This is a genomic window from Salipiger sp. HF18 (genome assembly GCF_011806505.1).
In the GTDB taxonomy this organism is placed as follows: Bacteria; Pseudomonadota; Alphaproteobacteria; order Rhodobacterales; family Rhodobacteraceae; genus Salipiger; species Salipiger thiooxidans.
The window spans coordinates 1-637 of the sequence record NZ_JAATOS010000961.1; the positions used below are offsets into that span (position 1 = coordinate 1).

The following is a 637-nucleotide window of genomic DNA, read 5'->3' on the forward strand; positions in this document are numbered from 1 at the left end:
GGGGATGGTGCGGCCCATGGAACGCGCCATCAGGTGGATGATGCATTCGCTGTCCGACGAGCTCTGGAAGATCGAGCCGCGCTCGATCAGCTCGCGGCGCAGCTGGATGGCGTTGGTGAGGTTGCCGTTGTGGGCAATCGCGGCGCCGCCCATGGCAAACTCGCCGAAGAACGGCTGCACGTCGCGGATCACCGCACCCTTCTTGCCGCTGGTCGAGTAGCGCACGTGGCCGATGGCCAGCGCGCCGGGCAGCGTCCTCATCAGGGTGGCGTTGGTGAAGTTGTCGCGGACGTAGCCGAAGCGACGGGCCGAGTTGAAGCCCTCGTCGGGGTCGTAGGAGACGATACCGCCCGCCTCCTGGCCGCGGTGTTGCAGGGCGTGCAGCCCTAGGGCCACGAAGTTCGCCGCGTCCGCGACGCCGAGGATGCCGAAGACGCCGCATTCCTCGTGCAGCTTGTCTCCTTCCAGATCGTCGGAATCAAAGGGATTAGCGGGGTGCAGGGTGCGCTCGGACAAGGGCAGCTCCGAATCCTGAATATGGGAGATGCGGTCTCTTTAAGACCTCGGAAGGGAAGTGTCACGAAAACATCTTATTCCTCTGAACCATATGGAGTGCCTGACAGCAATGTGAAGAGGC

The 637-nt window shown here is 63.3% G+C and carries 1 pseudogene; it reads right to left on the minus strand.

The features are described 5' to 3' along the window. Positions 1-516: pseudogene (locus HC022_RS28260) on the minus strand (amidophosphoribosyltransferase); the annotation flags it as partial. Between the last annotated feature and the right edge of the window lie 121 nt (positions 517-637).